The sequence below is a fragment of the Echinicola soli genome (assembly GCF_006575665.1).
Lineage (GTDB): Bacteria > Bacteroidota > Bacteroidia > Cytophagales > Cyclobacteriaceae > Echinicola > Echinicola soli.
Map to the genome: position 1 here is coordinate 2,660,160 of NZ_CP041253.1, position 24,349 is coordinate 2,684,508.

General features: G+C 42.4%; 21 protein-coding genes. 12 read left to right on the top strand and 9 right to left on the bottom strand.

Features of this window, described 5'->3' with window-relative positions:
* Positions 1–33 precede the first annotated feature (33 nt).
* From FKX85_RS10645 to FKX85_RS10665, 5 genes are read right to left on the bottom strand one after another with little or no spacing between them, the layout of a single operon-like run.
* Entirely contained in the window at positions 34–663 is a 630-nt protein-coding gene (locus tag FKX85_RS10645; RefSeq protein ID WP_141614712.1) for an ABC transporter ATP-binding protein, read from the bottom strand.
* Positions 664–666: 3 nt separating this feature from the next.
* Positions 667–1,446 (bottom strand): acyl-ACP--UDP-N-acetylglucosamine O-acyltransferase, encoded by a 780-nt coding sequence (gene lpxA, locus FKX85_RS10650; protein WP_141614713.1) that lies wholly within the window; start codon positions 1,444–1,446, stop codon positions 667–669.
* Complete coding sequence (locus FKX85_RS10655) at positions 1,443–2,837, bottom strand: bifunctional UDP-3-O-[3-hydroxymyristoyl] N-acetylglucosamine deacetylase/3-hydroxyacyl-ACP dehydratase (RefSeq protein WP_141614714.1); 1,395 nt, start codon at positions 2,835–2,837, stop codon at positions 1,443–1,445. Before FKX85_RS10655 ends, lpxA begins: the two co-directional genes overlap by 4 nt.
* 39 nt (positions 2,838–2,876) lie before the next feature.
* The gene (lpxD, locus tag FKX85_RS10660; protein ID WP_141614715.1) at positions 2,877–3,899 is read right to left on the bottom strand and encodes a UDP-3-O-(3-hydroxymyristoyl)glucosamine N-acyltransferase; all 1,023 of its coding nucleotides are present in this window, start codon (positions 3,897–3,899) and stop codon (positions 2,877–2,879) included.
* Between the two features lie 15 nt (positions 3,900–3,914).
* Entirely contained in the window at positions 3,915–5,144 is a 1,230-nt protein-coding gene (locus tag FKX85_RS10665; RefSeq protein WP_141614716.1) for an HD domain-containing protein, read from the bottom strand.
* Between the two features lie 66 nt (positions 5,145–5,210).
* Here FKX85_RS10665 and porX point away from each other — a divergent pair, with 66 nt between their 5' ends.
* Genes porX through FKX85_RS10680 form a run of 3 tightly spaced genes read left to right on the top strand, consistent with a single transcriptional unit; the run spans position 5,211 to position 8,425 of the window.
* Positions 5,211–6,773, top strand: coding sequence for a T9SS response regulator signal transducer PorX (gene porX / locus FKX85_RS10670; protein WP_141614717.1), 1,563 nt, complete (start codon positions 5,211–5,213; stop codon positions 6,771–6,773).
* Between the two features lie 10 nt (positions 6,774–6,783).
* Complete coding sequence (gene tsaE, locus FKX85_RS10675) at positions 6,784–7,206, top strand: tRNA (adenosine(37)-N6)-threonylcarbamoyltransferase complex ATPase subunit type 1 TsaE (protein WP_141614718.1); 423 nt, start codon at positions 6,784–6,786, stop codon at positions 7,204–7,206.
* Position 7,207: 1 nt separating this feature from the next.
* Entirely contained in the window at positions 7,208–8,425 is a 1,218-nt protein-coding gene (locus FKX85_RS10680) for an alanine dehydrogenase (RefSeq protein ID WP_141614719.1), read from the top strand.
* Between the two features lie 105 nt (positions 8,426–8,530).
* On the opposite strand, the gene FKX85_RS10685 is transcribed toward FKX85_RS10680, so the two are convergent.
* Positions 8,531–9,004, bottom strand: coding sequence for a response regulator (locus FKX85_RS10685; protein ID WP_141614720.1), 474 nt, complete (start codon positions 9,002–9,004; stop codon positions 8,531–8,533).
* A gap of 247 nt (positions 9,005–9,251) precedes the next feature.
* On the opposite strand from FKX85_RS10685, the gene FKX85_RS10690 reads away from it, so the two are divergent.
* From FKX85_RS10690 to FKX85_RS10705, 4 genes are read left to right on the top strand one after another with little or no spacing between them, the layout of a single operon-like run.
* The gene (locus tag FKX85_RS10690; RefSeq protein WP_141614721.1) at positions 9,252–10,340 is read left to right on the top strand and encodes a ThiF family adenylyltransferase; all 1,089 of its coding nucleotides are present in this window, start codon (positions 9,252–9,254) and stop codon (positions 10,338–10,340) included.
* 8 nt (positions 10,341–10,348) lie between these two features.
* Entirely contained in the window at positions 10,349–11,035 is a 687-nt protein-coding gene (locus tag FKX85_RS10695; RefSeq protein WP_141614722.1) for a hypothetical protein, read from the top strand.
* A gap of 7 nt (positions 11,036–11,042) precedes the next feature.
* Complete coding sequence (locus tag FKX85_RS10700; protein ID WP_229239826.1) at positions 11,043–13,178, top strand: 7TM diverse intracellular signaling domain-containing protein; 2,136 nt, start codon at positions 11,043–11,045, stop codon at positions 13,176–13,178.
* Positions 13,171–14,253, top strand: a complete 1,083-nt coding sequence (locus tag FKX85_RS10705) for a hybrid sensor histidine kinase/response regulator (protein WP_141614724.1) — start codon at positions 13,171–13,173, stop codon at positions 14,251–14,253. Before FKX85_RS10700 ends, FKX85_RS10705 begins: the two co-directional genes overlap by 8 nt.
* 79 nt (positions 14,254–14,332) lie before the next feature.
* On the opposite strand, the gene FKX85_RS10710 is transcribed toward FKX85_RS10705, so the two are convergent.
* The gene (locus tag FKX85_RS10710) at positions 14,333–15,052 is read right to left on the bottom strand and encodes an SIMPL domain-containing protein (RefSeq protein ID WP_141614725.1); all 720 of its coding nucleotides are present in this window, start codon (positions 15,050–15,052) and stop codon (positions 14,333–14,335) included.
* A 164-nt stretch (positions 15,053–15,216) separates the two neighbouring features.
* Here FKX85_RS10710 and FKX85_RS10715 point away from each other — a divergent pair, with 164 nt between their 5' ends.
* Both FKX85_RS10715 and FKX85_RS10720 read left to right on the top strand, forming a co-directional pair.
* The gene (locus FKX85_RS10715) at positions 15,217–15,756 is read left to right on the top strand and encodes an inorganic diphosphatase (RefSeq protein ID WP_141614726.1); all 540 of its coding nucleotides are present in this window, start codon (positions 15,217–15,219) and stop codon (positions 15,754–15,756) included.
* A 135-nt stretch (positions 15,757–15,891) separates the two neighbouring features.
* Positions 15,892–17,028: a 1-acyl-sn-glycerol-3-phosphate acyltransferase gene (locus FKX85_RS10720; RefSeq protein ID WP_141614727.1), complete on the top strand. Its 1,137-nt coding sequence runs from the start codon at positions 15,892–15,894 to the stop codon at positions 17,026–17,028.
* Positions 17,029–17,068: 40 nt separating this feature from the next.
* On the opposite strand, the gene FKX85_RS10725 is transcribed toward FKX85_RS10720, so the two are convergent.
* A complete protein-coding gene (locus FKX85_RS10725; protein WP_141614728.1) occupies positions 17,069–20,071 on the bottom strand; it encodes a DNA polymerase III subunit alpha in 3,003 nt (1,000 codons plus the stop codon).
* A 139-nt stretch (positions 20,072–20,210) separates the two neighbouring features.
* Here FKX85_RS10725 and FKX85_RS10730 point away from each other — a divergent pair, with 139 nt between their 5' ends.
* The gene (locus FKX85_RS10730; RefSeq protein ID WP_141614729.1) at positions 20,211–20,582 is read left to right on the top strand and encodes a DUF983 domain-containing protein; all 372 of its coding nucleotides are present in this window, start codon (positions 20,211–20,213) and stop codon (positions 20,580–20,582) included.
* Positions 20,583–20,642: 60 nt separating this feature from the next.
* On the opposite strand, the gene FKX85_RS10735 is transcribed toward FKX85_RS10730, so the two are convergent.
* On the bottom strand, positions 20,643–22,181 hold the full coding sequence (locus FKX85_RS10735; protein ID WP_141614730.1) for a BCCT family transporter: 1,539 nt from the start codon (positions 22,179–22,181) through the stop codon (positions 20,643–20,645).
* Between the two features lie 205 nt (positions 22,182–22,386).
* On the opposite strand from FKX85_RS10735, the gene FKX85_RS10740 reads away from it, so the two are divergent.
* Positions 22,387–23,433: an App1 family protein gene (locus FKX85_RS10740; RefSeq protein ID WP_141614731.1), complete on the top strand. Its 1,047-nt coding sequence runs from the start codon at positions 22,387–22,389 to the stop codon at positions 23,431–23,433.
* Positions 23,434–23,441: 8 nt separating this feature from the next.
* The gene (locus FKX85_RS10745; protein WP_141614732.1) at positions 23,442–24,317 is read left to right on the top strand and encodes a diacylglycerol/lipid kinase family protein; all 876 of its coding nucleotides are present in this window, start codon (positions 23,442–23,444) and stop codon (positions 24,315–24,317) included.
* The last annotated feature ends 32 nt before the right edge of the window (positions 24,318–24,349 follow it).

Below are 24,349 nucleotides of genomic sequence, written 5' to 3' on the forward strand. Positions count from 1 at the left end.
GCTAAATATAGTCAGATTCATCAAAAATCCACGTTACTTTTTTAGCTTATAATCTTCTATGGAGAGATTCTTGGAACAGAATCCATATTCCGCAGGATCATTGGATGCGACAAAAATGGTGCGGTCCTTTCCATATGAATTTACCAGTTCCCGGTACCACTCACTTCCCCTGCGATCGAGGTTTGAGGTAGGCTCATCCAAAAGTAACAAAGAAGCATTGGCAAAGAAACAAAGGCCTAATTTTAGACGTTGTTTCATGCCTGAAGAGAAATAGGAGATTTGTTTATTGACCGCATCCTCCAGGTACATGACCTTGATCATTTCTTCTGGGCGCATACCTTGGTATGGTGTTTTGAAATTGAAATGGAACCTCAGGAGTTCAAGTAGTGAAAACTCTTCCGGAAGTTCCATGTAGGGGGCGGAAATGGATAAGTACCGGTAAACTTCACTATCAGCGATATGCTGTTGTCCGAGGGTGTACAGTATCCCTCCCTCGGTAAAAGGATTGATTCCGGCAAGGCATTTCAGAAAAGTGGACTTGCCGGAACCATTGCTGCCAGTGATGGCGATTTTATCAGTTGGTTTTACATGCAGGTCAAGGTTTCTAAAAATCCAGTCATACTGGAATCGTTTTGCTGCATTGGTTAACCTTATTTCGAGCATTTATTAATTTATATAGCCTTTCATCACTCCTCTTTCAGAGGACCTGATGAAGTTGACGATTTCGTCCCTTTCTTTGGTAGCGGGGAGATTGACTTCTATTTCTTCAAGTGCCCGGCTGTTATTGAGACTGTTGAGGAACAGGTAACGATAGACTTCTTGGATATGACTGATCGATTCACTGGTGAAACCTCTTCGCCTTAATCCAAGGGAGTTTACACCTGCATAGCTTAATGGTTCTCGAGCAGCTTTAGTAAATGGGGGGACATCCTTTCTGACAAGCGACCCGCCGGAAACCATCGCGTGCATGCCGATTTTCACAAATTGGTGAATCGCACTGCTTCCGCCGATGATGGCCCAATCATCAATGGCAACATGCCCTGCCACCTGCACTGCATTGGCAATGATGACATTGTCCCCAACGATACAGTCATGGGCAATGTGGACATAGGCCATCAGCAGGCAATTACTGCCTACCTTGGTGATTCTTTTGTCAATAGTGCCACGGCTAATTGTTACGCATTCTCTGATGGTCGTGTTGTTCCCGATCTCTACCGTAGAAGTTTCTCCTTGGAATTTAAGGTCCTGGGGTACCCCTGCAATGACTGCCCCTGGGAATATTTTGCAATTTTCACCAATTTTAGTTCCGGGGTAGATGGTTACATTTGAACCTATCCAGGAACCTTTTCCTATTTCTACGTTTTCATGAATGACCGAAAAAGGGTCGATGGTGACATCTTCGCCAATTTGGGTTTTTTCATGTATTTGTGATAGCTTACTTATCATGCTTCTTTTCTTACTATACTGGCAGTCATAACGGCTTCGCAAACCAATGTGTTGCCCACATAGGCTTCACCTTTCATTTTGGCAATCCCTCTTCTGATAGGGGACAGTAACTCACATTTAAAAACCAACGTGTCTCCTGGTAGGACCATTTTTCTGAATTTACAGCTTTCGATGCCCAGAAAATACGTCCAATAGTTTTCCGGATCATCCACGGTACTGAGTACAAGAATTCCGCCAGTCTGAGCCATGGCTTCTACTTGTAATACTCCTGGCATTACAGGATTGTTTGGAAAATGCCCCATAAAAAACGGCTCATTGATCGTGACATTCTTTACACCTGCCACTACCGTTTCGTCAAGATAGATGATTTTATCCAATAACTGAAAAGGATAGCGGTGTGGAAGTATGTTCCCAATCTGATTAATGTCCAATACAGGCGGTAGCTTTGGATCATAGTGGGGAATATGGCTTGGCCCGACTTTTTCCATTGCCCGCTTAAGCTTTTTGGCAAAGGCCACATTGGCGGCATGTCCCGGTCTGGCCGCTAAAATTTGTCCTTTCAGAGGACGTCCGACCAATGCAAGGTCTCCCACTACATCCAGTAGTTTATGCCTTGCTGGCTCGTTTTTATAGCGAAGTTCGACGTTGTTCAGAATACCTTCTTTACGTACCTCTACTTTTGGTTTATTAAACATTTTCGCCAAGCCATCCAGCTCTTCATCCGTTACCACACGGTCTACGACCACGATAGCATTATTAAGGTCCCCTCCTTGGATGAGGTTTTGGTTATAGAGCATCTCTAGTTCGTGCAAGAAACAGAACGTCCTGCAAGAAGCAATCTCAGACTTGAATTGGCTTATGTCTGTAATAGAGGCGTGTTGGCTGCCCAGTACGGGAGAATTATAGTCCACCATAACAGTGACCCTATAGTCATCGAGCGGTAAAGCGGCCATTTCTACTTCCCTGGAGGAATCCCTGTAATGGATGCTCTCAGGAACTTCAAAGAAGCGCCGAAGGGCATTTTGCTCTTTCAGTCCCGCTTCTTCGAGAATATTGATAAATTGGATAGAGCTACCGTCCATGATAGGAGGCTCAGGTCCGTCCAACTGGATAAGCACATTGTCTATTTCTAATCCTACCAGTGCAGCCAGTACGTGTTCGACCGTGTTGACACGCGCACCACTTTGCTCGATAGTTGTCCCTCTGGATACATCCACCACGTTATCGACATCGGCATCCACGATAGGCGCCCCTTCCATATCTATACGTTGAAACTTATAGCCATGGTTTGGTGGGGCAGGAAGAAATGTCATGTTGGCATCCACTCCGGTATGTAGCCCTACACCCGAAATGGTCACCTGTTTTCCAATAGTATGCTGTTTGACTTTCATTAAAGATGATTTTTGGGCATCACTTATTTTGCCACAAATTTATTGTTTTTTTTCCAGTTCTTTTACTCTGTCCTGAAGAGATGGAAGTTTTTTGAAAATAGAATAGGACTTTAGGAATTCCTTCATTTCAAAGCCCATGTATCCAAAAATCGTTTTTCCGGATTGTAAAATCGACTTACTGATACCTGTATTGGCACCAATAATAGTGTTGTCAGCTATTTTGAGATGTCCCACGATACCTGCTTGTCCTGCGATGATGCAGTTTTTGCCAATTTCCGTGGATCCCGAAATACCGGATTGGGCGGCGATGACCGTATGTTCTCCGATGATGACATTATGAGCGATCTGAACAAGATTGTCTATCTTGACTCCCTTCTTAATAATCGTGGATCCCATGGTGGCACAGTCAATGGTACTGCCAGCCCCTATACTTACATTGTCTTCCAGGATGACATTGCCGAGCTGAGGGATGTTTTTGTAGCTTTTGTCTTCCTGAGGAGCAAATCCAAAACCGTCTGCGCCGATGACTACATTTGGGTGGATTTCACAATCATTCCCTATGACGGTGTCATTGAAGATTTTGGCACCGGGATGGATGATGGACCTGTCCCCGATTTTGACATTGTCTCCAATGTAGGCTTGGGTGTGGATGCAGACTTGTTTTCCTATGTTACAGTTTTTACCAATATAACTAAATGCTCCACGAAAGCCCCCATCTTCCATTTTACTGGATTTATCCATAAATGATGGTTCTTCTACACCTGTTTTGTTGTGTTTGGTAAGTTGAGCATAAGCCTCCAGCAATATGGTGAATCCTGAATAAGGATCCTTAACCCTGATAAGCGTGGGCCGGAGCGGTTTAGATGGAGAAAAATCCTCGGATACGATCACTGCAGATGCTTCCGTATTGTAAATATGAGGCTCATACTTCATATTGGATAAGAAACTGATCCCTCCTTTTTTACCTTCTTGGATTTTATCTATCCGTTCGACTTTTCGGGAACCGTCACCTTCTACTGTACCGTTTATTAGCGTTGCAACCTGACTGACAGTGAATTCCATGAGTTTAAAATTATATTACCGCAAAGTTAAATTTTTAGCGCGACAAGCATAGTACTTTTTCACAATTTTGCTCATCGCTTTGATGTTGGGGAGATCTGCTGCTTGGGCCACATCGATTACCTCACCCTTTTTGGTGAGGATCATGACTTTTTCCTTGGCCACGTAGGCATTGTTAGAGATAAATCCAGAAGAAACAAAATAGGGGATTTCTTCATCGGAAATCCTTAGGCCCTTGGCGACTTCCTTTTTCATGAGTGCAAGTTGTTCTTCTTCAATTGGTGTGTTGCTTAAGTTGATTTTAAACAGGTTTCTGGTCAAAAACATTTCTGAGATACTCCTAAGGACAAAGTCATCATGGTTTTTCCAGTATTTTATGGCACCCCAAATATCAAAATCATCCAGATCAGCAAAAGTCTCCAATAAATCCGATGATTGTTGAAAGTCTTTTAGGGTATAATTGTTTTGGAGCAAATGCCTGAAAGCGTGAGAACCATCCACATTTACTCCAGCTTGTTGGAGGTCTTTGGCCCTAGTGATGAGGTTAATGAGCATTTTTTCGGCACTTACTGTTGTTTTATGCAGGTACACCTGCCAATACATCAGGCGCCTGGCACTGAGGAAATTTTCTATGCTATACAAGCCTTTTTCTTCTACTACGATCTGATCATCCTTGATGTTCATCATCTTGATGATCCGATCAGCACCGATAGTGCCCTCGGACACCCCTGTAAAAAAGCAGTCCCGCTGAAGGTAATCTAGACGGTCAATGTCCAACTGACTGGAAACCAGTTGGTAAAAGAATTTTCGCTCGTATTTATTCTTAAAAATTCTTAAAGCCAGATCCAATTGGCCGTTTAATTGGTTGTTTAAAGACTCCATGAACATCAGTGAAAGCGACTCATGGGGGATACCCTTGAGTAACGTGTATTCGAGCGCATGGGAAAAAGGCCCGTGACCAATATCATGGAGTAAAATGGCAATCAATGCGGCTTCGTATTCCTGGTTGCTGATTTCATGTCCTTTGTTGCGGAGATTGTCCAATGTGATGCTCATGAGGTGCATGGCACCAATGGCGTGGTGAAAGCGGGTATGCAGCGCTCCTGGATAAACCAAATCGGTCAAACCAAGTTGCTTGATCCTCCGTAACCTTTGAAAAAAAGGATGGTCAATAATGGTGAAAATCAGCTCACTGGGGATGGTGATGAAACCGTAAACAGGATCGTTAAGTATTTTATGGCTTTTCAATTGCCTAGGAATTAGTTGATAGAATTCAAAAGTAATTATAAATTTAAAAGATTTAAACCTGATAAGATGCAAAAATTTAAAATACTCTGGGCAGATGATGAGATTGACCTATTGAAACCTCACATCATGTTTTTAGAGGAAAAAGGATATGAAATTACCACAGTAAACAGTGGTGTAGATGCTATTGAAATGGTGGAAAACACCAATTTTGATGTGATTTTTTTGGATGAAATGATGCCGGGTATGACCGGATTGGAAACCTTGCAGCAGGTGAAGATCCTTAAGCCACAGACGCCTGTGGTGATGATAACCAAGAGTGAGGAAGAGCATATCATGGATGATGCTATCGGTGGTAAAATCGCCGATTACCTCATCAAGCCGATCAATCCGAATCAAATTTTACTTTCAGTAAAAAAGATTTTGCAGAATAAGCAGTTGATCAGCGAAAAGACCAATCTTTCTTACCAGCAGGATTTCTCCAAGATCAGCATGGCCTATAATGATGCGATCGACCACAAGGAATGGGCGGACATTTATAAGAAGCTGACCTATTGGGAACTTGAAATTGATAAGACCGAAAATAAAAGCATGCAGGAGGTGCTGGACACGCAAAAGACCGAGGCCAATGCTAACTTTGCCCGGTTTATAAAAGACAATTACCTGGATTGGCTTAATGACGGGGATGCTGACAAACCGATTTTATCCCATCGCGTGATGAAGGAGAAGGTCTTTCCCCAATTGAAAGAATCAGATAAGCCCTTGTTTTTTGTGGTGATTGACAACTTGCGCCTCGATCAATGGGAGATCATTGAGCCGGCCTTAAGTGATTATTTTAATATCAAGTCAGAAGATACCTATTATAGTATCTTGCCCACAACTACCGCTTATGCACGGAATGCGTTGTTTAGTGGAATGATGCCATTGGACATGGCTCGTTTCCATCCTGATTTATGGGAAAATGAAGATACCGATGAAAGTAAAAACAGCCACGAAGCAGATTTTTTGGCCATAAATTTAAAGAAAAACCATCTCCAGAGTAAGTTTAGCTACCACAAAATTCTTCAAGCCAATCAGGGCAAATCGGTGCTGGAGCAGTTTCCAAATCTATTGAACAATGACCTTAATGTTTTGGTCTACAATTTTGTGGATATGATGTCCCATGCCAGGACCGATATGAAGATGATACGGGAATTGGCACCCGATGAGTCAGCCTATCGATCCATTACCGAAAGCTGGTTTTTGCATAGTTCGTTGTTTGAACTGTTTAAAAAGGTGAGTGAGGCAGGGTGTGAAGTGATCGTGACGACAGATCACGGGACGAAGAAGGTGAATCGGCCCTATAAAATCATCGGGGACCGGAAGGTCACTACCAATCTGAGGTACAAGCAAGGTAAAAACTTAAATTTCGAATCAGGAAAAGTATTTGAGATCGGAAAACCGGAAGATATCATGCTTCCGAGGTTTAATGTTTCCACAAGTTATGTTTTTGCAGTAGAAGATTATTTCTTTGCATATCCGAACAATTACAACTATTATGTAAATTACTACAGGGATACTTTTCAGCACGGAGGGGTTTCTTTGGAAGAGATGATTGTTCCGATCATGCACTTATCACCTAAAATAAAGTAGTAGAAAAAGATTGAAAACAATCACGTGTGGAGATATTGAGGACTTGCCCAAAGCGGCAAAGGAGGTGGTCTCCTTCTGCAGGGACTTGCCAGTTTGGATCTTTCAAGGAGAGATGGGGGCCGGGAAGACCACATTAATCAAGGCCATCGCAAAGGAATTTGGCGTGGGTGATATTGTGAGCAGCCCATCATTTTCTATCGTCAATGAGTATCACAATGATGGGGGGGAGACCTTCTATCATTGTGATTTCTATCGGATAAAAGAACAAGATGAGGTGTTGGAAATTGGAGTGGATGAATACATTTATAGTGGAAAATACTGTTGGCTTGAATGGGCAGAAAATATCCCGGACTATTTACCGGAGGAATTTTACCTGATCAGGATATCAGTAAATGAAAATGATGGTAGGGAGATGAGCATAAAAAAGTTTTAAGATGGGGGCTAAAATGGCTGAGATAAGTAAAGAGGCAGGAATCTACCCGCAAGAATCCTTGGCAAAAACAGGAACTTCTGACCACTCGATTTTGATAGGAGTTCCCAAAGAAGCGGAATTGCAAGAAAAAAGAGTGGTGCTGACACCAGAGGCAGTGGCTTTGCTGGTCAATAATAACCAACGGGTCATGGTAGAGTCTGGGGCAGGGAAGCCCTCGAAGTTTTCAGATAAAGCATATTCAGATGCCGGGGCCAAGGTAGTCTATTCCACCAAAGAGGCCCTCGAAGCAGCAGTTGTCCTAAAAGTGGAGCCGCCTACAGAGGAAGAAATAGGTTATATGAAACCAGGGAGCTGCCTCATCTCCGCTCTTCAGCTAGGAAAACAGAATGCGGATTATATCCATGCCCTCAATAGAAAAAAAATCACTGCGGTATCTTTTGAGCATCTTGAGGATAAAGTAGGAGGGATGCCAGTGGTACGCGCCATGAGTGAGATCGCCGGTAGTTCAGTGATGCTCATCGCCGCAGAGTATCTCAGCAGTGCGAAAAAAGGAGGTAAGGGGCTGATCCTTGGAGGGATTACGGGAGTTCCTCCTACCAATGTAGTCATCATTGGTGCGGGGACGGTGGCTGAATATGCCGCGAGGACCGGTCTTGGTCTTGGTGCAAGCATCAAGATTTTTGATAATCACCTGTATAAGCTCAGAAGAATAAAACAATTACTGGGACAACAAGTTTACACTTCTACCATAGATAATTATACCTTGGGAGAGGCCTTGAAAAAGGCAGACGTGGTCATAGGAGCGCTTAGGGGAGAAAAAGGCCGGGCAAAGGTCGTCGTATCAGAAGAAATGGTAGCTGAAATGATGCCTGGGAGTGTGGTGATTGATGTGAGCATAGACCAAGGAGGCTGCATTGAGACTTCCCGAATGACCACTCATAATGATCCTGTTTATAGCATGTATGATATTATTCATTATTGCGTTCCCAATATTGCCTCAAGGGTTTCAGGTACTGCTTCTATGTCCCTAAGTAATATTTTTACACCTATTTTACTACAGATGGCAGACTTAGGCGGGGCCGAAGAAATGATATTTAATTATAAGTGGTTTATGAAGGGCGTGTATACTTATCGGGGAAGCCTCACCAATGCCCATTTGGCGAGAAAGTTTCAGATGACTCATAAGGAACTGCAACTGCTGCTGGCTGCCAGGTATTAGCGTTTACGCAACAATATCAGTGGACGATCGATTAAAGAGCTTTTTACTCGATGCAAAATTCGCCTAATGATGCTGGATGGTAGAGGCTGCCTTTAGTAGTTTTTATTAGGATAACAGTTTCTGTCTTAAGAGAAATTCAAGTTGTTCATTGGCCTTGAGAAGGTCATCTGTTAATTTCTTATTCTCCTTTCTTAAGGAGTAAACTTCATAAGCATTTTTGATGACCGTCTTGATGTATTCCTCTTCCCAAGGCTTGGTCAAGTAGTGGTAGACTTGACCTTTATTGATAGCGTCGATGACTGCTTGAATATCTGTATAGCCTGTCAAAAGAATGCGTATGGGTTCGGAATGCTTGTCGATGATGGATTCAAGGAACTCTACGCCTGTTTCTTCTGGCATTCGCTGATCAGTGATGATAATATCGATGTCATTATCAGCTAAAACTTCCCTGCCTTTAGCAGCAGATTCAGCCAAATGAATTTTGAACTCTCTCCTGAAGGTAGCTTTAAAGGCCTGGAGATTGTTCACTTCATCATCCACATATAGGATTCGGATCTTATCTTTAGCTTCTTCACTCATTGGGAATTCGATTTAAGGCATTACTTTGGTAGGGGCATGAGTGGCTCAGGGTGATTGAGTGTTCCAATATCTAATTGAATTATTACACAAATATAAATGTAATTTACTTATTCAAACGCTTTTTTTACAATTCTATTTAGATGAATAATGGTTATATTCTATAAAAAATGCAATTTTTTATTTGTTTCTGCGATCTATAATATAACTTTACTTGCTTTAATTACCTAATGAACCACCAACAAATTAAATGATTTTACAGGACAATAAAGAGCTTGATTTTAATTATCAAGCGTTAATTATTCCCGCTGATGCTCAAGGAGCTCAAAGGGATACCTTGGCTCGTTTACTGGAAGATGGGACTATCGAAAAGATTGACCAACTGGATATACAGGTATCTGAGCTGATCAAAATAACACATCCTGCCCAGAAATTTGATAAACAGGCATTGCACGAGAAAACAGCAGCGTTTTTTAATGAAAATCAGCGTGAAAGATATGGAAACTGGGTTTATTATCATTGGAGAAGGCAATTAATTCGTATTTTAGCTCAAGATGATTTTGAAAACCTCAGAACATCCAGAAACCGATATAAGATCAAGGATGAAGAACAACAGCATCTTTATACCAAAAAGATAGGCGTAATTGGGCTTTCCGTTGGGCAGAGTGTGGCATTGAGTTTAGCGATGGAGAGGTCTTTTGGCGAGCTGCGTATCGCTGATTTTGACACATTAGAACTCAGCAATATGAACAGAATACGGACGGGTTTATACAGTTTGGGGGTAAAAAAGGTATGGGTAGTGGCCAGGGAAATAGCAGAAATAGATCCATTTCTCAAAGTGACCATTTATGATGAAGGGATCACAGATGAGAATATAAAGGATTTTTTTGAAAGGGATGGAGGCATTGACTTACTGGTGGAGGAATGCGATAGCCTGCCAATAAAGATAAAGAGTAGACTGATGGCCAAGGCAATGAGGATTCCCGTTGTAATGGATACCAGTGACAGGGGGATGATGGATATAGAGCGCTTTGATCAGGATCCTGATCGACCTATTTTTCATGGTTACCTGAAAAAATTTGGTGAGGAAACGACATTACCAGATAAATTAGCTGATAATTATAGGGAAATATTATTGGCAATTTTGCATTTTGAGCAATTATCCGAAAGATTAAAATATAGTATGAGCGAAATTGGCAAAACTATTACTACGTGGCCTCAGTTGGCTTCTTCTGTAATCATGGGAGGAGCGATGGGAGCCCATTATGCTAGAATGATACTTCTTGATCAGAATGTCCCCTCAAACAGGTTTTATGTAGATTTGGACGCCATAAATTAGTCGTTAGAATGAGGGTAAGGATACGGGCAGTCAGATCTATTTGTGATACTACCACTACTAATAAATATATTGATGGGCATTTTTCCCTGCTGGAGTCCTATGGTGTAACCAAAGTCACCTCAGCAGATCGGTCATGGGCCGAAAACCCAAACGTGTATCTCTTGGTAGTAGAGTCAGAGGATGGCTCTAAGGTGTTTGGTGGAGGCAGGGTGCAAATAAAGAGTGGAAACTATAACCTGCCTTTAGAGCCTGCTATCATCGAAAAAGACACACGTATCGTGGAGTACATGTCTCAGTTTGGAGATTTGGAAGTAGCTGAGCTCTGTGGGGTGTGGAATTCAAAAGAGATTGCAGGTTATGGGATCGGGAGCATTTTTCTGATTAGGGCAGGAGTAGCAGTGGCATCTTTGCTCAGATTAAAATGCCTTATGGGATTTTGTTCGCCATTTACATTGGAAAATTGCCAAAAACTGGGGTTTGGAATAATAGAAGGACTAGGGGACAGTGGTACTTTCTTGTATCCCAAAGAGGGATTGATCGCCACTATTTTGGATATTAAAAACCTGAAAGACTTGCCCAATGCCAAGGAAGAAGAAAAAGATAAGATTTTTTATTTAAAAAATAATCCCGTTCATTCTTCAAATGAAACGAGTCCTAAAGGAGACTTTACAATATTATATGATTTGGAGACCTGAAGTTGTTATGGAATTACAATTCTCAAAAATCAGTTTTGGAAGGAGCTTTCTTCCCCTATTGCTTGTTGCCCTTGTGATGTGCAGTTGCACAGATCAGGTCGGTAATGACGAAAGAAGTAATATCAAAATCGAACATTACGAGCTGCTGAATGTGGAGAATGGTGATTTACAGGAAACCAGAATACAAAAGGATTTTTCCGGAACTGAGGTATTAAACCTCGGAATGCAATCTGATACGGTCTATATCAGCGCGGAGGTAGATGTGAGTGAGTTGAAATCCAGTGGGCCATTTTACTTGGAAGTTAAAAATCCTACAATAAGGTATTTAGAACTGTTTGTTAAGGATACTTCAGGTAGCTATGTCTCTAGTGGCGTGAAGGGGACAGCTTTTATGGGAGACGGACTTAATGGCCACTTGGCTCCTGCTTTTTGGGTTGAAAATATTGAGACAGGAGACATTGTTTTTAAGTTATACTCACAGGAACCGATTTCTTTCGAAACATCAGTATACCCTGAAAGTGTTTTCGAAGGAATGGATACCAGAAGGATGTTGCTGGCAAATATTTACATAGGGATTATGCTGGCGTTGTTTCTGTATAATCTCGTGCTTTATTTTTCAGTTCGTGACGGCGTTTATTTAGTATATTGTTTGTATATCCTTTTTATATCGTTGGCGCAATTATCCCTAGCTGGATATTCAAGACTATTTTTATTTAGTGATAACTTTCGGTTTTTCGAAGTGAGCGCGGTGTTGTTTTCAGCCTTGTCGGGGGTGTTTGCAGTGACCTTTATCCGGATTTTCCTAAAGACCAAAAGTATCATTCCTAAACTCGATAAGGTACTGTTGGGCATCGGTGTGATTTACGGGCTGGTACTTTTTACAAGGGTGTTTTCCTTTGTAGAGTTGAGTTATAGGCTGACAGATCTCGCGGGTATGTTGGTGGCCGTGTTCTTTTTTCTTTCAGCCATTATGGCTGCCAAAAGTGGTTACCGACCGGCACTTTATTTCCTGATTGCGTGGTCGTTTTTTCTGGTAGGCGTGGTGATTTTTGTACTGAAAAATTTAGGGATCGAATTGCTCCAGGATTTGGCAAGCTTCCCGATGCTAGTGGGGACCGCCTTGGAGGCAATTTTACTTTCACTGGCACTGGCCAATAGGATCAATATTCTCAAAAAAGAAAAGGAGCAACAGCAGCAGGGAAAACTGAAGGCATTAAAAGAAAATGAAAGGTTAGTGAGGGAACAGAATGTTATTTTGGAGGAAAAAGTTAAATTAAGGACCAAAGAACTTGAACTGACTTTAAAAAATCTTCAAAATACACAAACACAATTGGTTAATCAGGAGAAAATGGCGTCCTTAGGGCAGCTTACAGCGGGTATAGCCCATGAAATCAATAACCCCATTAATTTTGTAAGCTCTAATATCTCACCCCTAAAACGTGACCTTCAGGATGTGTTGGAGATAACGGAAGCGTACAGGCAAAAGGGAAAAGAAGAGTTCTCGGAAACAACCCGTAAATCCCTTCATGATCTGGAAGAGGATTTGGAGTTTTCGTATTTGGTGGAGGAGATTGACATGCTGCTAAAAGGGATGGAAGAAGGAGCCAAACGGACTGTGGAAATTGTAAAGGGGCTTAGGCTGTTTTCCAGGGTAGATGAGCAGGATGTGAAGAAGGTGGATTTGCACGATGGCTTGAACAGTACCTTGATTTTGCTGAACAGTACAATGGGACGCGTGGGAGTGGACAAGCATTATGGAGAAATCCCTATGGTGGAATGCCTGGCTGGAAAGATCAATCAGGTATTTATGAACATTATCAGTAATGCTGTTCAAGCGCTGCAAGAGCATGATAATATTACCCATCCATTGGTAGAAATCACTACTTCTGTCGTAGAAGGAAATAAGGTGCGGATAGAAATCAAGGATAATGGTCCGGGGATGCCTGAGCATGTGAAGGAACGTATATTCGAACCGTTTTTCACCACTAAGCAAGTTGGGAAAGGGACAGGATTAGGATTGTCCATTGTTTATAAAATTATTGAAAACCACCAAGGTGCACTGGAGGTGTTCTCTGAAGAAGGAAAAGGAACCTCCTTTGTGATTACCTTGCCAATTTATCAAAAAACAGCACGTAATGAGTAGTAAGATAAATGTTTTATATCTAGATGATGAGCATAATAACCTTAACTCTTTCAAAGCAAGCTTAAGAAGAGATTTTAAGATTTTTACTGCCTTGAATGCTGAAGAAGGCCTGTTGATTGCTCAGAATGAGGATGTTCATGTGGTCATTGCTGATCAGCGAATGCCTGGAATGACCGGTGTGGAGTTTTTTGAAAAACTGGTCCAGTTCAAGCCTGATCCTATTCGTATCCTACTTACCGGTTATTCTGATATTTCCAGTGTTATCGACGCCATTAACAAGGGCGAAGTGTACAGGTTCATTGATAAGCCGTGGAATATTGAGCAGATCAAGAATGCCATAAAGAATGCGGCTGATATCTATTTTATCCGTCAGGAATTGAAGGAAAAGAATACTCGCCTGGAGAAAATGCACTCCGAGATGAACCAGTTTGTCTATAGCCTTTCGCATGAACTTAGGGGGCCGTTAATGAGCATTTCCGGGGTCTCTAAATTGGCCAAAATGGAATGTGATGATCGGACAATCCTGGAGTATTTTGAGATGATTGATTCTGCAACAGTAAAGCTAGATGATTTTATTTACAAAATGCTGGATTTTTATCGCTCCACCAAGATCGATAATGTGGTCACTAATATTAATTTCGAAGAACTTTTGGCTCAGCAATACGAAGCTTATGAAAATAAGTGGGACCTTACAGAAATAGATGTGGAGACAACTATTAATCAAGAAGAGCGATTCCAATCTGATGAGGCAAAATTGAGAGTGATTTTCAATAACCTATTTAGCAATGCCTATAAGTTTCAACAAGAAAATAACCCTGACAAGTACATTAGGATTTGGGTGGATGTACAGGATGGAAAGGCCATTATTCAGGTGCAGGATAATGGGATCGGTATAGATGAAAAATATCAATCGGACGTTTTTGAATTGTTTCAACGTGCCACCCAAAAAAATGTAGGTTCTGGAATTGGTCTTTACATGGTCAAGGAGTCTGTAGAACAACTGAAAGGAGCCATCGAACTGGACTCGAAGGTAGGAGAGGGAACACTTTTTAAGATAACTATACCTTCCCTGTAAAAAGAAATTGCTTCCCTGTCGCGACAGGGAAGCAATGATGGGACTCTTGGAGCCGTTTTCCTAGTGGAATTTTGCTAAATTAATTTTCAAAACTAAAGATGACCTGTACTTCATCTGTAAGCTTTTGCTCATCAGGTGAAAACGATGGAGCAGCCTCTGAAGCCATGCTTTTGTCCATTCTCATGTATTGCACCTGTGAAGGTTGCGGCATAGTGATGGGAGTGTTGGAGGTATAGTTGATGCTGGCCACGGACAATCCTGTTAATGACATCGTTTTTGCGATTAGATTTGCCTTTTCCCGTGCATCTTGCAACGCTTTTTCGAGAAGCTGTTCTTCATATGCTTTTGTCATTTTTTCTGAAATCGAAAAATTGACATCAAACATGATCTCTTCATTTTCATTTAGTAGCTCGACCACTTTCACCAAGTCATCCTGCGGGTTAGGGAGGGTGATCTTAATATTTTGACTGGCGACATAGCCACTGTCTTTGCTGGTGCCTTTGGTATAGACTCGATTGACCGTGACATTGTAATTACTGGTGTTCAGTTCGTAATCTTTGGCCTTACTTTTCTTAAGTTGATTCTCGATGATACTCATTTTTTTGTTGAGCATAGCAGAGGCTTCACTGGCTTTCATGGCTTTGTTTTCAAGACGAACATTGATAACGGCTTCATCGGGTTTGATAGCGATCTCACTCTTTCCAGTCACCGCTATGTGTTTTTTTTCTGATTTGGTTTGGGCGTTGACAGAGATGATTCCTGCCCAGATTACTGCAATAATTAAAAGCGTTTTTTTCATAACGAATAGTCAGTTTTATTACCTATACGACAAATCGTAAGCCAATATGACAGCGCGGTCAAAAAATATAATAAATTCAGCTTTTTTTGTTTTGTTAACTACGTAAATGGCAGTAATTTGCCGTCCGTAAAATTTTACAAATAAAGTAATAAAAAGTTTTTAATATGATTAATCCATGGCATGATGTCCAAATAGGCGAAGAAGCACCTGAATATGTACAAGGCATCATTGAGATTCCAAAGGGTAGTAAAGGAAAGTACGAACTGGATAAGAAAACGGGTATGCTGATGCTGGATAGGGTGTTGTTTTCTGCTGTTCATTATCCGGCAAACTATGGTTTTATCCCGCAGACTTTTTGCGAGGACCATGATCCGTTGGATATTTTGATCATGTCGCAGATCGATATCCCCTCCATGACGTTGGTAAAAGCAAAGGTGATCGGTGTGATGAGAATGATTGATGGAGGAGAAGCTGATGATAAAATCATCGCCGTAGCTGCGGACGACCAATCCGTGAATTATATCAATGACATCGATGAGCTTCCTCCATACCTTATGAAGGAAATCCACCGTTTCTTTGAAGATTATAAAAAGCTGGAAAACAAAGAGGTGAAAGTGGAAGACTTCTTGGGAAAAGAAGATGCCATGAGAATTGTTAACGAGAGCATAGAGCTCTATGACAAGAACTTTAGAACAAAAAAATAAACCAAAGCCATCATCAGATGGCTTTTTTTATGGGATTTAGCAGCGTTTCCTGCATGTATGACTAACTAAAGTTGACTTATATGGCCTGTTGACGCTTTATTTTTTGTATTTTGCGACTTTGTAAATGAGAACTACATGTCCAAATTTGATCATATAAGGCCGTTTTATGATACTGAAGTGAATCAAGCCATCAGGGGAATTGTCGACGATCCCATGATGAAGGCGGTTATGCAATTCACTTTTCCAGAGATGGAGGAAAGCGAATGGAAGCGACAGCTGAACAGGACGCATTCCATAAGGGATTTCCAGATTAACTTTATTTATCCAGCGATAGAAATGGTGCTCAAGCGGAGCTCTGAAGGGCTGAGTTATTCGGGCCTGGACCAGCTTGATCAGCATGTGCCGTATTTGTTTATCTCCAATCATAGGGATATTATCCTTGATACTTCTTTATTAAATTATGTCCTTTATAATAATGGACTGATGATGACTTCATCGGCGATAGGGGATAATTTGGTGAAGCGACCTTTGTTGATGACGCTTTCCAAGCTGACACGGAACTTTATGGTGCAGCGCGGACTTTCACCACGAGAACTGTTGGAGAGTTCCAGACTGATGTCTGAATATATCCAAGACTTACTTTTCCATGAAAACAGATCCGTGTGGATAGCCCAAAGAGAGGGTCGTACCAAAGATGGAAACGATGCGACGCAGAAAGGAGTGCTTAAAATGATTTCCATGGCGCGTGGAGAGGTTGGTGAAATGGAATATTTCAAGAAAATCCACATTGTTCCAGTGTCCATTTCCTACGAGTATGATCCCACCGATGTGCTGAAAATGCCGGAACTAATGGCTAAATCCCGCTCCGAAGTGTATGTGAAGCACGAAAATGAGGATTTTAACACTATTCTGAACGGTATCATGGGGCAGAAAAAACACATTCATGTGCATGTGGATAAGCCCTTAGATGATGAGATCGATAAAATCATCAAAACAGAAGAACCCGCCAATAGACAGTTTCAGTATCTGAGTCAAGTGATCGACGAAAGGATCATTGCAAATTATAAACTATGGCCGACAAATTTTATTGCACACGACCTGCTCCATGGCAGCGAGCAATATGCCGGCGAATATAGCACAGAAGAGCGGAAACAGTTCCAGGAACGTATGGCGGAGGGAATAGACCTTCAGGATGAAGTGGCCGTGACTAATTTCTTGTCGATGTATGCCAATCCTGTGACTAATCAGGAAGCCCTAAAAATAAAGGGATAGCAATGGGGGCGATTGTAGGATGATGGTGATGTTTGGGGTATCAACTGACCTTGGATGTCAGCTTGGTGGCTGAAGCCGTGGGATGATCATCGGCGGCATTCCAATAGGCCAGTTTTTTACAGCTTATGATTTCGATGGTGTAAAAGTTGAATTCTTCAGAAACCTTCCCTTGTAATAGGTAAATACCACGCCCGGATAGGGGGTATTGTTTTACCACAGGAGGAAAATGGACTGTGTCTATCCAGTGCCCATCCCTGTCTAGAAATGTACCAAAGTTCATGACATCTCCTTTTACGGTTCTGGTGTACTTTACGGTGACCAGATAGCCCATTAGCTGAATTTCCTTTCCAGTATATGACTTTATATCTCTTGCTTTTACAGTGTTTTGTGGTGGTGATTTTAGTAATAGGAAAGGATCTGCAATCGAAAATTCCATGATTTCCAAGTGATCTAGGATATCCTGTCGTGGATCCTTGGTCTCTAAATTTGGAATACTGAGCTCCCGGAGAGTGATTTGGCGAAAAAGATGGCTGGTAGACGGCTTATTCTTTTGCTTGTTCATGAGGAAATGGGCTTCCCAAAGCAGTTCTTGCTTGCTTTTGGACGTAAACCGGAAGGCATCGATCCTGATAAGGATCAAGAGCTGCTCAAGGCTGATGGCTACGCGGTTGGTAAAATCTCTGAGATCACTGAAAGACCCTTCTGTTTTCCTGTTTTGTAAGATTGTATTGGCGATTTCTTTTTGAAGGTATTTTAAATGGATAAAACCTAGATAGACCGTGGAGCCTTTGATAATTGTGAGGTGATCACTTTCATTGATATGGGGGAGCTGGACGTCAGCATTATAGGCTTGAAGTTCCCTGATGTAAAATTCCGTTTTGTAAAAGCCCCCAAAATTATTGATCACACCAACCATGAATTCCATAGGGAAGTGGGCTTTGAGATAGAGGCTTTGGTAGCTTTCTACCGCAAATGAGGCGGAGTGGCCCTTGGCGAATGAATATCCTGCGAAACTTTCGATCTGAAACCATATTTCATTTGTGACCTTCTGCTCATGGCCTTTTTCCAGAGATTTTTTGAAAAAACTTTCCTTAACCTTAAGAAATTCTTCTCGAGACCGGAATTTCCCACTCATGCCTCTTCGTAGTACATCTGCTTCGTCAAAGGACAGTCCCGCATAATAATGGGCTACCTTGATGACATCTTCTTGGTAGACCATAATGCCATACGTTTCCGGCATCAGGTCATAAAGAATGGGGTGGGCCTTGGATTTTCTCAATTCAGGTTTACGGTGCCTTAGGATGTATTCACGCATCATGCCAGACCGGGCCACTCCAGGTCTGATGATGGAACTGGCGGCGACCAATCCTAAATATTCGTCTGCTTCGAGTTTTGCCAGAAGCATTCGCATAGCGGGCGATTCCACATAAAAAGCACCAATGGTATGACCTTTTCGTAGGTGGTGTTTGATTTTTTCGTCTTTTTTAAAATCCTTGATCCGATGGATGTCTACTTTTTTGCCTTGGTTTTTTTCGATGATTTCCAGGCTGTCACGGATATGGCCCAGCCCGCGTTGGCTAAGGATGTCAAATTTAGCAAAACCGATTTCCTCTGCCGTGACCATGTCAAAGTGCGAGACGGGAAAGCCTTTGGGAGGAAGATCCGTGGCTGTATAATAATGTATGGGTTGTTGGGATATCAGGATGCCTCCTGCATGGATGCTGAGGTGGCTGGGCATTCCCTGGATCAGTTGGCTATATTTCAATACCAACTTACCAATGCGGTCTGGAATATAATTCCCCGGCTTGGCGACGTGATTGATGAGGGCTTCAATGTCCGTCTTTGGGAGTCCAAAAACTTTTCCTAACTCACGAATGGAGGAGTTGGCCTGGAAAGTATTGTGTGTGGCGAGAAGGCAGACATGTTCATGAAGGTCTGTGTTGTGGTTTTGAAAAATATGTTGGATGACCTCATCACGGTCGCGCCATGAAAAATCAATATCAAAGTCCGGTGGTGTGGAACGGTACAGGTTGATGAACCGCTCGAAGTACAGATCGAGCTCTATGGGGTCCACATCCGTAATGTACAGGCAGTAGGCCACGATGCTGTTGGCGCCACTCCCCCTGCCGACGTAATAGAAGCCACGGTTGCGGGCAAATTTTACGATTTCATAATTGATCAGAAAATAGGAGACGAAGTCTTTTTTCTGGATAATGTCCAGCTCCTTCAGGATCCGAGTTTCTTGTTCTTCGGATAGCTGAAGGCCGTATCTTTTTTTAGCTCCTTTATAGGTGAGTTCGGTTAATTTTGCGATATCGTCCTTTCCCGAGCCGAACATACATTTTTTGTTTTCTACCCGCTGGTAATCTTGCTCAAAGTGGCAGTTTGAGAGTAACTCATGCGTTTGCTGGAGTAGCCAGTAGTGCTGGTCGCATCGTTCGGTCAGTTCCAAGGTGCTGTAAAAACGGTCGGATAAGTCCCCTTGCTCTGAAACAGGAAGTTTGCTCAGCAGGATATTCAGCTCTATACAGCGAAGGAGTCGGTGGATGTTAAACGACTGCTGGGAATGAAAAGTCACAGGTTGTAACAGTACCCAACGATCTTTTTCCGCTAACCAAGGTGAGCGATGCGCTTTTTTTAGCTGGTGAGGATGGATGCCAAGATACTCATGAGGACCAAGCTTAAAATAGGGCTTGGGAAAAGGATAGATGACGGCAGTATGATGCCATTCAGGTGCTTTTTCCGGAAAGGCTGCTTTTTTTCTTTTATGGTTAGATAAGTGACTGTTCATCTCCCAAAACCCATGATGGTCCAGTGCCAAGCCAATGTATTGCTGGGTGATGCCGTTTCGGAAGTCAATACCGATCACCGGTTGGATGCCAGCTGCTTCTGCTGCTTTGATGAATGGATATACTGCTGCTGTACAATTAATGTCCGTAAGGGCCATGGATTTTACTCCCTGCTTTTGTGCATGATCTACCAGTTCCGGAACAGACATGGTTCCATAGCGAAAGCTGAAATAGGAATGGCAGTTAATGTACATGGTTATGAGTTGTTTGTATTTTTAATACAAATATAAAAGTTTATTTAATGAACCTTTATATGTTTGTTAAATAAACTTTTATCCAAACGGTTTGAAAGGCTTTTTTTATTATCTTTGTGCAAGCAAAAAAACGGTGATTATGAAGAGCAAAGGTGCGGCAATTTTGGCAGCGAAATGCCCTAAATGCCATCAAGGCAATATTTTTCCTGTTTCAATGGTCAGTTTTAGAAAATTGTCAGTAGTAAATAGCCATTGTGCACATTGTAATGCTTCTTTGGAGCCTGAGCCTGACTTTTACTATGGGGCCATGTACATTAGCTATGCCTTGTCTGTGGCCTTGGTGATCAATGTCATGATCATCCTCAATTTTGTTTTTGGCGATCCTGAATTGTGGGTTTACCTGGTATCAGTAGGGGTTGCAAACATCGCCTTACTACCAGTGATGCTACGGTATTCCAAGGTGTTGTACCTCTATATTGCTGGCAAGCTAAAATACGATCCGAGTGCTTGACCCATCCATTAATTTAGGCGGCATTAAGTAAGGTAGGGTTTGATATTTAAGGTGTCACTACTATCGATTGAGATATTTTTTGGGGTGCCACATCATTTTGTTGAGGCTGATGGTGATGCCCGTGAGCAGTAAGAGTGCTGGAAGTCCGCCGAGGTTGGACAGCATTTTGATCCCGTCGATGCCGGCAAAGGTGATCATGATCCATGCCAATAGCCCCACTAATGTGCCCCAGATCACTTTCAAATTGGTGTCCGAATCAAATTTTTCCAGGGAGAACTTCTTCATGCTGAGCGAAGCCATGGCTTCTGTACTGGAGTCGGCAGCTGTGACATAGCTGATAAACATGGCCATCACGAAAGCTGGTCGAAGGATGTTTGTAAACCCAATTTCCCCAAAAACTTGATAGATGATAGACTCGGGGCCAGAGGTTTCCAATAGGTTTTTGAATAGATCGGTGTCCTGCGAGGCGTAGAACAAAGTGCTGCCTCCGAAAATACTCATCCAACAAAGACAGAAAATTGCGGGCAGTAGCCAGTTGAACAAGAGAAATTCCCTTACGGTGCGTCCATAGGCGATCTTTCCTAGAAACAGGGCTGTGATGGGCGCCCATGCCATCCAATTGGCCCAGTTGAAGACAGACCAAGATTGGGACCATTCGCTGTTGCGTACATCATCCCACTGGAGACTGAGGGGCAGTACATTTTTAATATAGCTTTTGGCTCCCTCAAAAGCAGCATCTACCATGGCTGTAGAAGGGCCAATAAAAAGGATAATGATGCTGAATAAGACGAAAAATAAAAAATTGATCTGGCTGAGGTTTTTGATGCCGCGGTCTATTCCTGAAGAGGCCGAAAGAATAAATGAACAGATGATGGCGAAGGTGACCAAGGGTAGCAAAAATCCCCTGTCCAAGGTGCCCCATTGGTCGGCGATGCCACCAGAGATACTTAATATACCTGCGCCAAGGGATGCGGACATGCCTGCTACCAAGGCAAAAAGGCAGACCATGTCAATCAATGCGGCGAGTTTTGGTCGACTGTTTTTTCCTATGAGCGGAGCAAGTGGACTGCTAAGGCTAAAGGTTAAATTGGCGTTATAGATGGCCAGGGCAATACCGAGAGAGGGGATGGCGTAAATGGCGTAGGGGGTCAGCCCCCAATGAAGGAAAATAGCCCCCATAGAGAACTGTGCAGCTGCTTCTGATCCGCTGGTATAAGCCGTGAATGAAGGCGGGCGGAGGAAATGGAAAAGTGGCTCAGCGCTTCCCCAAAAAAGAATCCCGACGGCCACTGTTGTGCAAAGGACAATTGAGAACCAGCTGATGCGGTTGAATTTAGGTTTGGCGGCTTTACCACCAATGCGTACGTTGCCCAAAGGTGAACACCCCACCAAGATACAAGTGAGGACCATGGCGAAAGAACTGTAGGAGAAAAATAATGAAAAGTGATCCAAAATAAAGTTGTTGATGCTTTTCATAGAGGATTCAAAAAAATCAGCACTAATGAGGCTGGTACCTACGGCTGCTAAAATGAGTAGAAAAGGTGGCCAAAATACATTTTTCCTTATCGGAGTATGGAGGAATGAAGTTAGTTTTTTCAAATCAGACGAAGGTAAAGTGATAAAGGATGCTTGAAAAACTCCTTATTGTTTTAAGTGGGCAGAGCAGCGAAATTGCTGGAAGTCATTAATTTCGGATAATTTTTATTCAAAATAAAGGTATCTTTAGAATAACAGGTTTTTGGGACGATTCTTGAAGGAGTAAAAGAGACTTTTTAATTAATTTAAGGTACTAAAAGGCAAAAACATGATTTTACGGTTATTGACATTTCCTTTTCGCTATACTTTTGGCAAAGTAAAAAAGGTAGTAGGAAAGCTGGACAAAATTAAAATTGAGCCGTTATATGCTTTTGGGAATGAAGATTGTATTTATGTGAAAGGGAGGGTGATAGAAGCGTATAAGCAAAGCAAGCCCTCCGATAAGAAAAACAGTCTTCAAAATATTGTGGCGGCTCTTCGGCGATATGCGGGTAGTAGTGTGCCTGATGCTAAGGTACTGGTGACCTATTTTGGCCAGGAAAAGGAACTATACAGTGATGAGGAGGGTATCATTAGCTGCGAATTTCATACCGTGTGCCAGGAAACAGAGGAAGTACATCGTGTGCGGTTTAGCTTGGTAGAGGAAGAAGGATTGGTGGCTGAGAATAAGATCAGTTCTTTGAAGGTGAGGCAATTTCCTAAAGACCATCCGATCGGGGTGATTTCCGATATTGATGATACGGTTTTGATCTCACATGCCACGGATATTGGAAAGAAGCTTTGGTTGTCGGTTTCCAAGAATGCGTTCACTAGAAGACCATTTCCTGGAGTCAGTGGTTTTTACAGGGAACTTACTGAGAACGGAAAGCATCCGATATTTTATGTTTCCAGCAGTGACTGGAACCTGTATGATTTGATAAAGGATTTTTTGGCGTTTAGGAAAATTCCGGCCGGGCCGATTCTCTTGCAGGATTTGCATTTAAGCCTAAAGAATATCTGGAAATCAGGAGGGGGCAGTCACCAGCACAAGCTCGAGAAGATTAAGATGCTGCTCGATATGTATCCTGGAATGCATTTTTTTCTTATTGGAGACAGTGGGCAGCATGATCCGGAATTATACGCTGAAGTGATTAGGGCGCACCCTGAAAGGATAAAATCAGTCTATATCCGAAAAGTAAGTGAAGACAAGGAGGAGGGTCGGGAAATACTGATAGAAGAATTGAAAAGAATGGAGAAATCTCCGCAAATGGTTTTTGTGAAAAACACTCAAGAAGCTATCAAACACGCTAAACAATACGAATTTATTCCTTCCTAAAAAACGCTATGAGCAAACAGTTTTTATACATTCTCAACCCAATCTCGGGAGATGGGGTTGACCGGGCTGAAGTGAGCGATCTTCTCGCCAATAATCTTTATGGTGTAGAAGTTACGGTTTGGGAGACGACTGGGAAATCCGATGATCCACAAAAAATCCAACAACAATTAAAAGAGAAGCAGTGGGACGGGATCCTGATCGGAGGAGGGGATGGCACGATAAAAATGGTCGTCTCTGCCATACTGGGTACTGGTATTCCCGTTGGGATTATTCCTTTGGGCTCGGCCAATGGACTGGCCACAGGTTTTGGGATCCATGGAGTTTCTGATGCTTGTTTTGCCATTCAGAAGGGGCGAATCGAAAAAGTGGACCTTTGGGATATTAATGGTGAGTTGTGTATCCATCTCAGTGATTTTGGCTTTAATGCGGGATTAGTGAAAAAATCCACTACCATGGAGAAGAGAGGCATGCTCGCGTATGCCAAAAGTTCTCTGGAACAGTTTCGGGAGATGAGGTCATATTCCTTCGTCATCAGGGCAAATGGAGAGGAAGAGAAAGTGACTGCGAAGATGCTGGTGGTGGCCAATGGGAATAAGTATGGTACCGGCGCTGTGATCAACCCGTTTGGCAAGGTAGGTGATGGTAAATTTGAGGTGGTGACGGTAAACCCCGAAGGGCTAGACGAGATCATAGGCCTTTCCCTGGCCATGTTCAATGACAGGCTGGAAGAAGTAGATCACGTAAAAAGCCGGAGTTTTGAAAAGGCGGAAATAGATAATCCTGATGGGGCGGATTTTCAAATTGATGGAGAGGTAATGCCCCGGACAGATCAGATCAAAATAGAAGCCATCCCTCACAAGGTGAACTTTTATAGCCTTGAATAAGTGAACTGTCTGAGGGCAATGCTATCAATGTG

What these genes read in the sequence shown, in the direction of transcription:
- FKX85_RS10645 (WP_141614712.1), bottom strand. Translation starts at nt 663, where the DNA reads ATGCTCGAAATAAGGTTAACCAATGCAGCAAAACGATTCCAGTATGAC.
- lpxA (WP_141614713.1), bottom strand. Translation starts at nt 1,446, where the DNA reads ATGATAAGTAAGCTATCACAAATACATGAAAAAACCCAAATTGGCGAA.
- FKX85_RS10655 (WP_141614714.1), bottom strand. Translation starts at nt 2,837, where the DNA reads ATGAAAGTCAAACAGCATACTATTGGAAAACAGGTGACCATTTCGGGT.
- lpxD (WP_141614715.1), bottom strand. Translation starts at nt 3,899, where the DNA reads ATGGAATTCACTGTCAGTCAGGTTGCAACGCTAATAAACGGTACAGTA.
- porX (WP_141614717.1), top strand. Translation starts at nt 5,211, where the DNA reads ATGCAAAAATTTAAAATACTCTGGGCAGATGATGAGATTGACCTATTG.
- FKX85_RS10680 (WP_141614719.1), top strand. Translation starts at nt 7,208, where the DNA reads ATGGGGGCTAAAATGGCTGAGATAAGTAAAGAGGCAGGAATCTACCCG.
- FKX85_RS10685 (WP_141614720.1), bottom strand. Translation starts at nt 9,004, where the DNA reads ATGAGTGAAGAAGCTAAAGATAAGATCCGAATCCTATATGTGGATGAT.
- FKX85_RS10690 (WP_141614721.1), top strand. Translation starts at nt 9,252, where the DNA reads ATGATTTTACAGGACAATAAAGAGCTTGATTTTAATTATCAAGCGTTA.
- FKX85_RS10695 (WP_141614722.1), top strand. Translation starts at nt 10,349, where the DNA reads ATGAGGGTAAGGATACGGGCAGTCAGATCTATTTGTGATACTACCACT.
- FKX85_RS10700 (WP_229239826.1), top strand. Translation starts at nt 11,043, where the DNA reads ATGGAATTACAATTCTCAAAAATCAGTTTTGGAAGGAGCTTTCTTCCC.
- FKX85_RS10705 (WP_141614724.1), top strand. Translation starts at nt 13,171, where the DNA reads ATGAGTAGTAAGATAAATGTTTTATATCTAGATGATGAGCATAATAAC.
- FKX85_RS10710 (WP_141614725.1), bottom strand. Translation starts at nt 15,052, where the DNA reads ATGAAAAAAACGCTTTTAATTATTGCAGTAATCTGGGCAGGAATCATC.
- FKX85_RS10715 (WP_141614726.1), top strand. Translation starts at nt 15,217, where the DNA reads ATGATTAATCCATGGCATGATGTCCAAATAGGCGAAGAAGCACCTGAA.
- FKX85_RS10720 (WP_141614727.1), top strand. Translation starts at nt 15,892, where the DNA reads ATGTCCAAATTTGATCATATAAGGCCGTTTTATGATACTGAAGTGAAT.
- FKX85_RS10725 (WP_141614728.1), bottom strand. Translation starts at nt 20,071, where the DNA reads ATGTACATTAACTGCCATTCCTATTTCAGCTTTCGCTATGGAACCATG.
- FKX85_RS10730 (WP_141614729.1), top strand. Translation starts at nt 20,211, where the DNA reads ATGAAGAGCAAAGGTGCGGCAATTTTGGCAGCGAAATGCCCTAAATGC.
- FKX85_RS10740 (WP_141614731.1), top strand. Translation starts at nt 22,387, where the DNA reads ATGATTTTACGGTTATTGACATTTCCTTTTCGCTATACTTTTGGCAAA.
- FKX85_RS10745 (WP_141614732.1), top strand. Translation starts at nt 23,442, where the DNA reads ATGAGCAAACAGTTTTTATACATTCTCAACCCAATCTCGGGAGATGGG.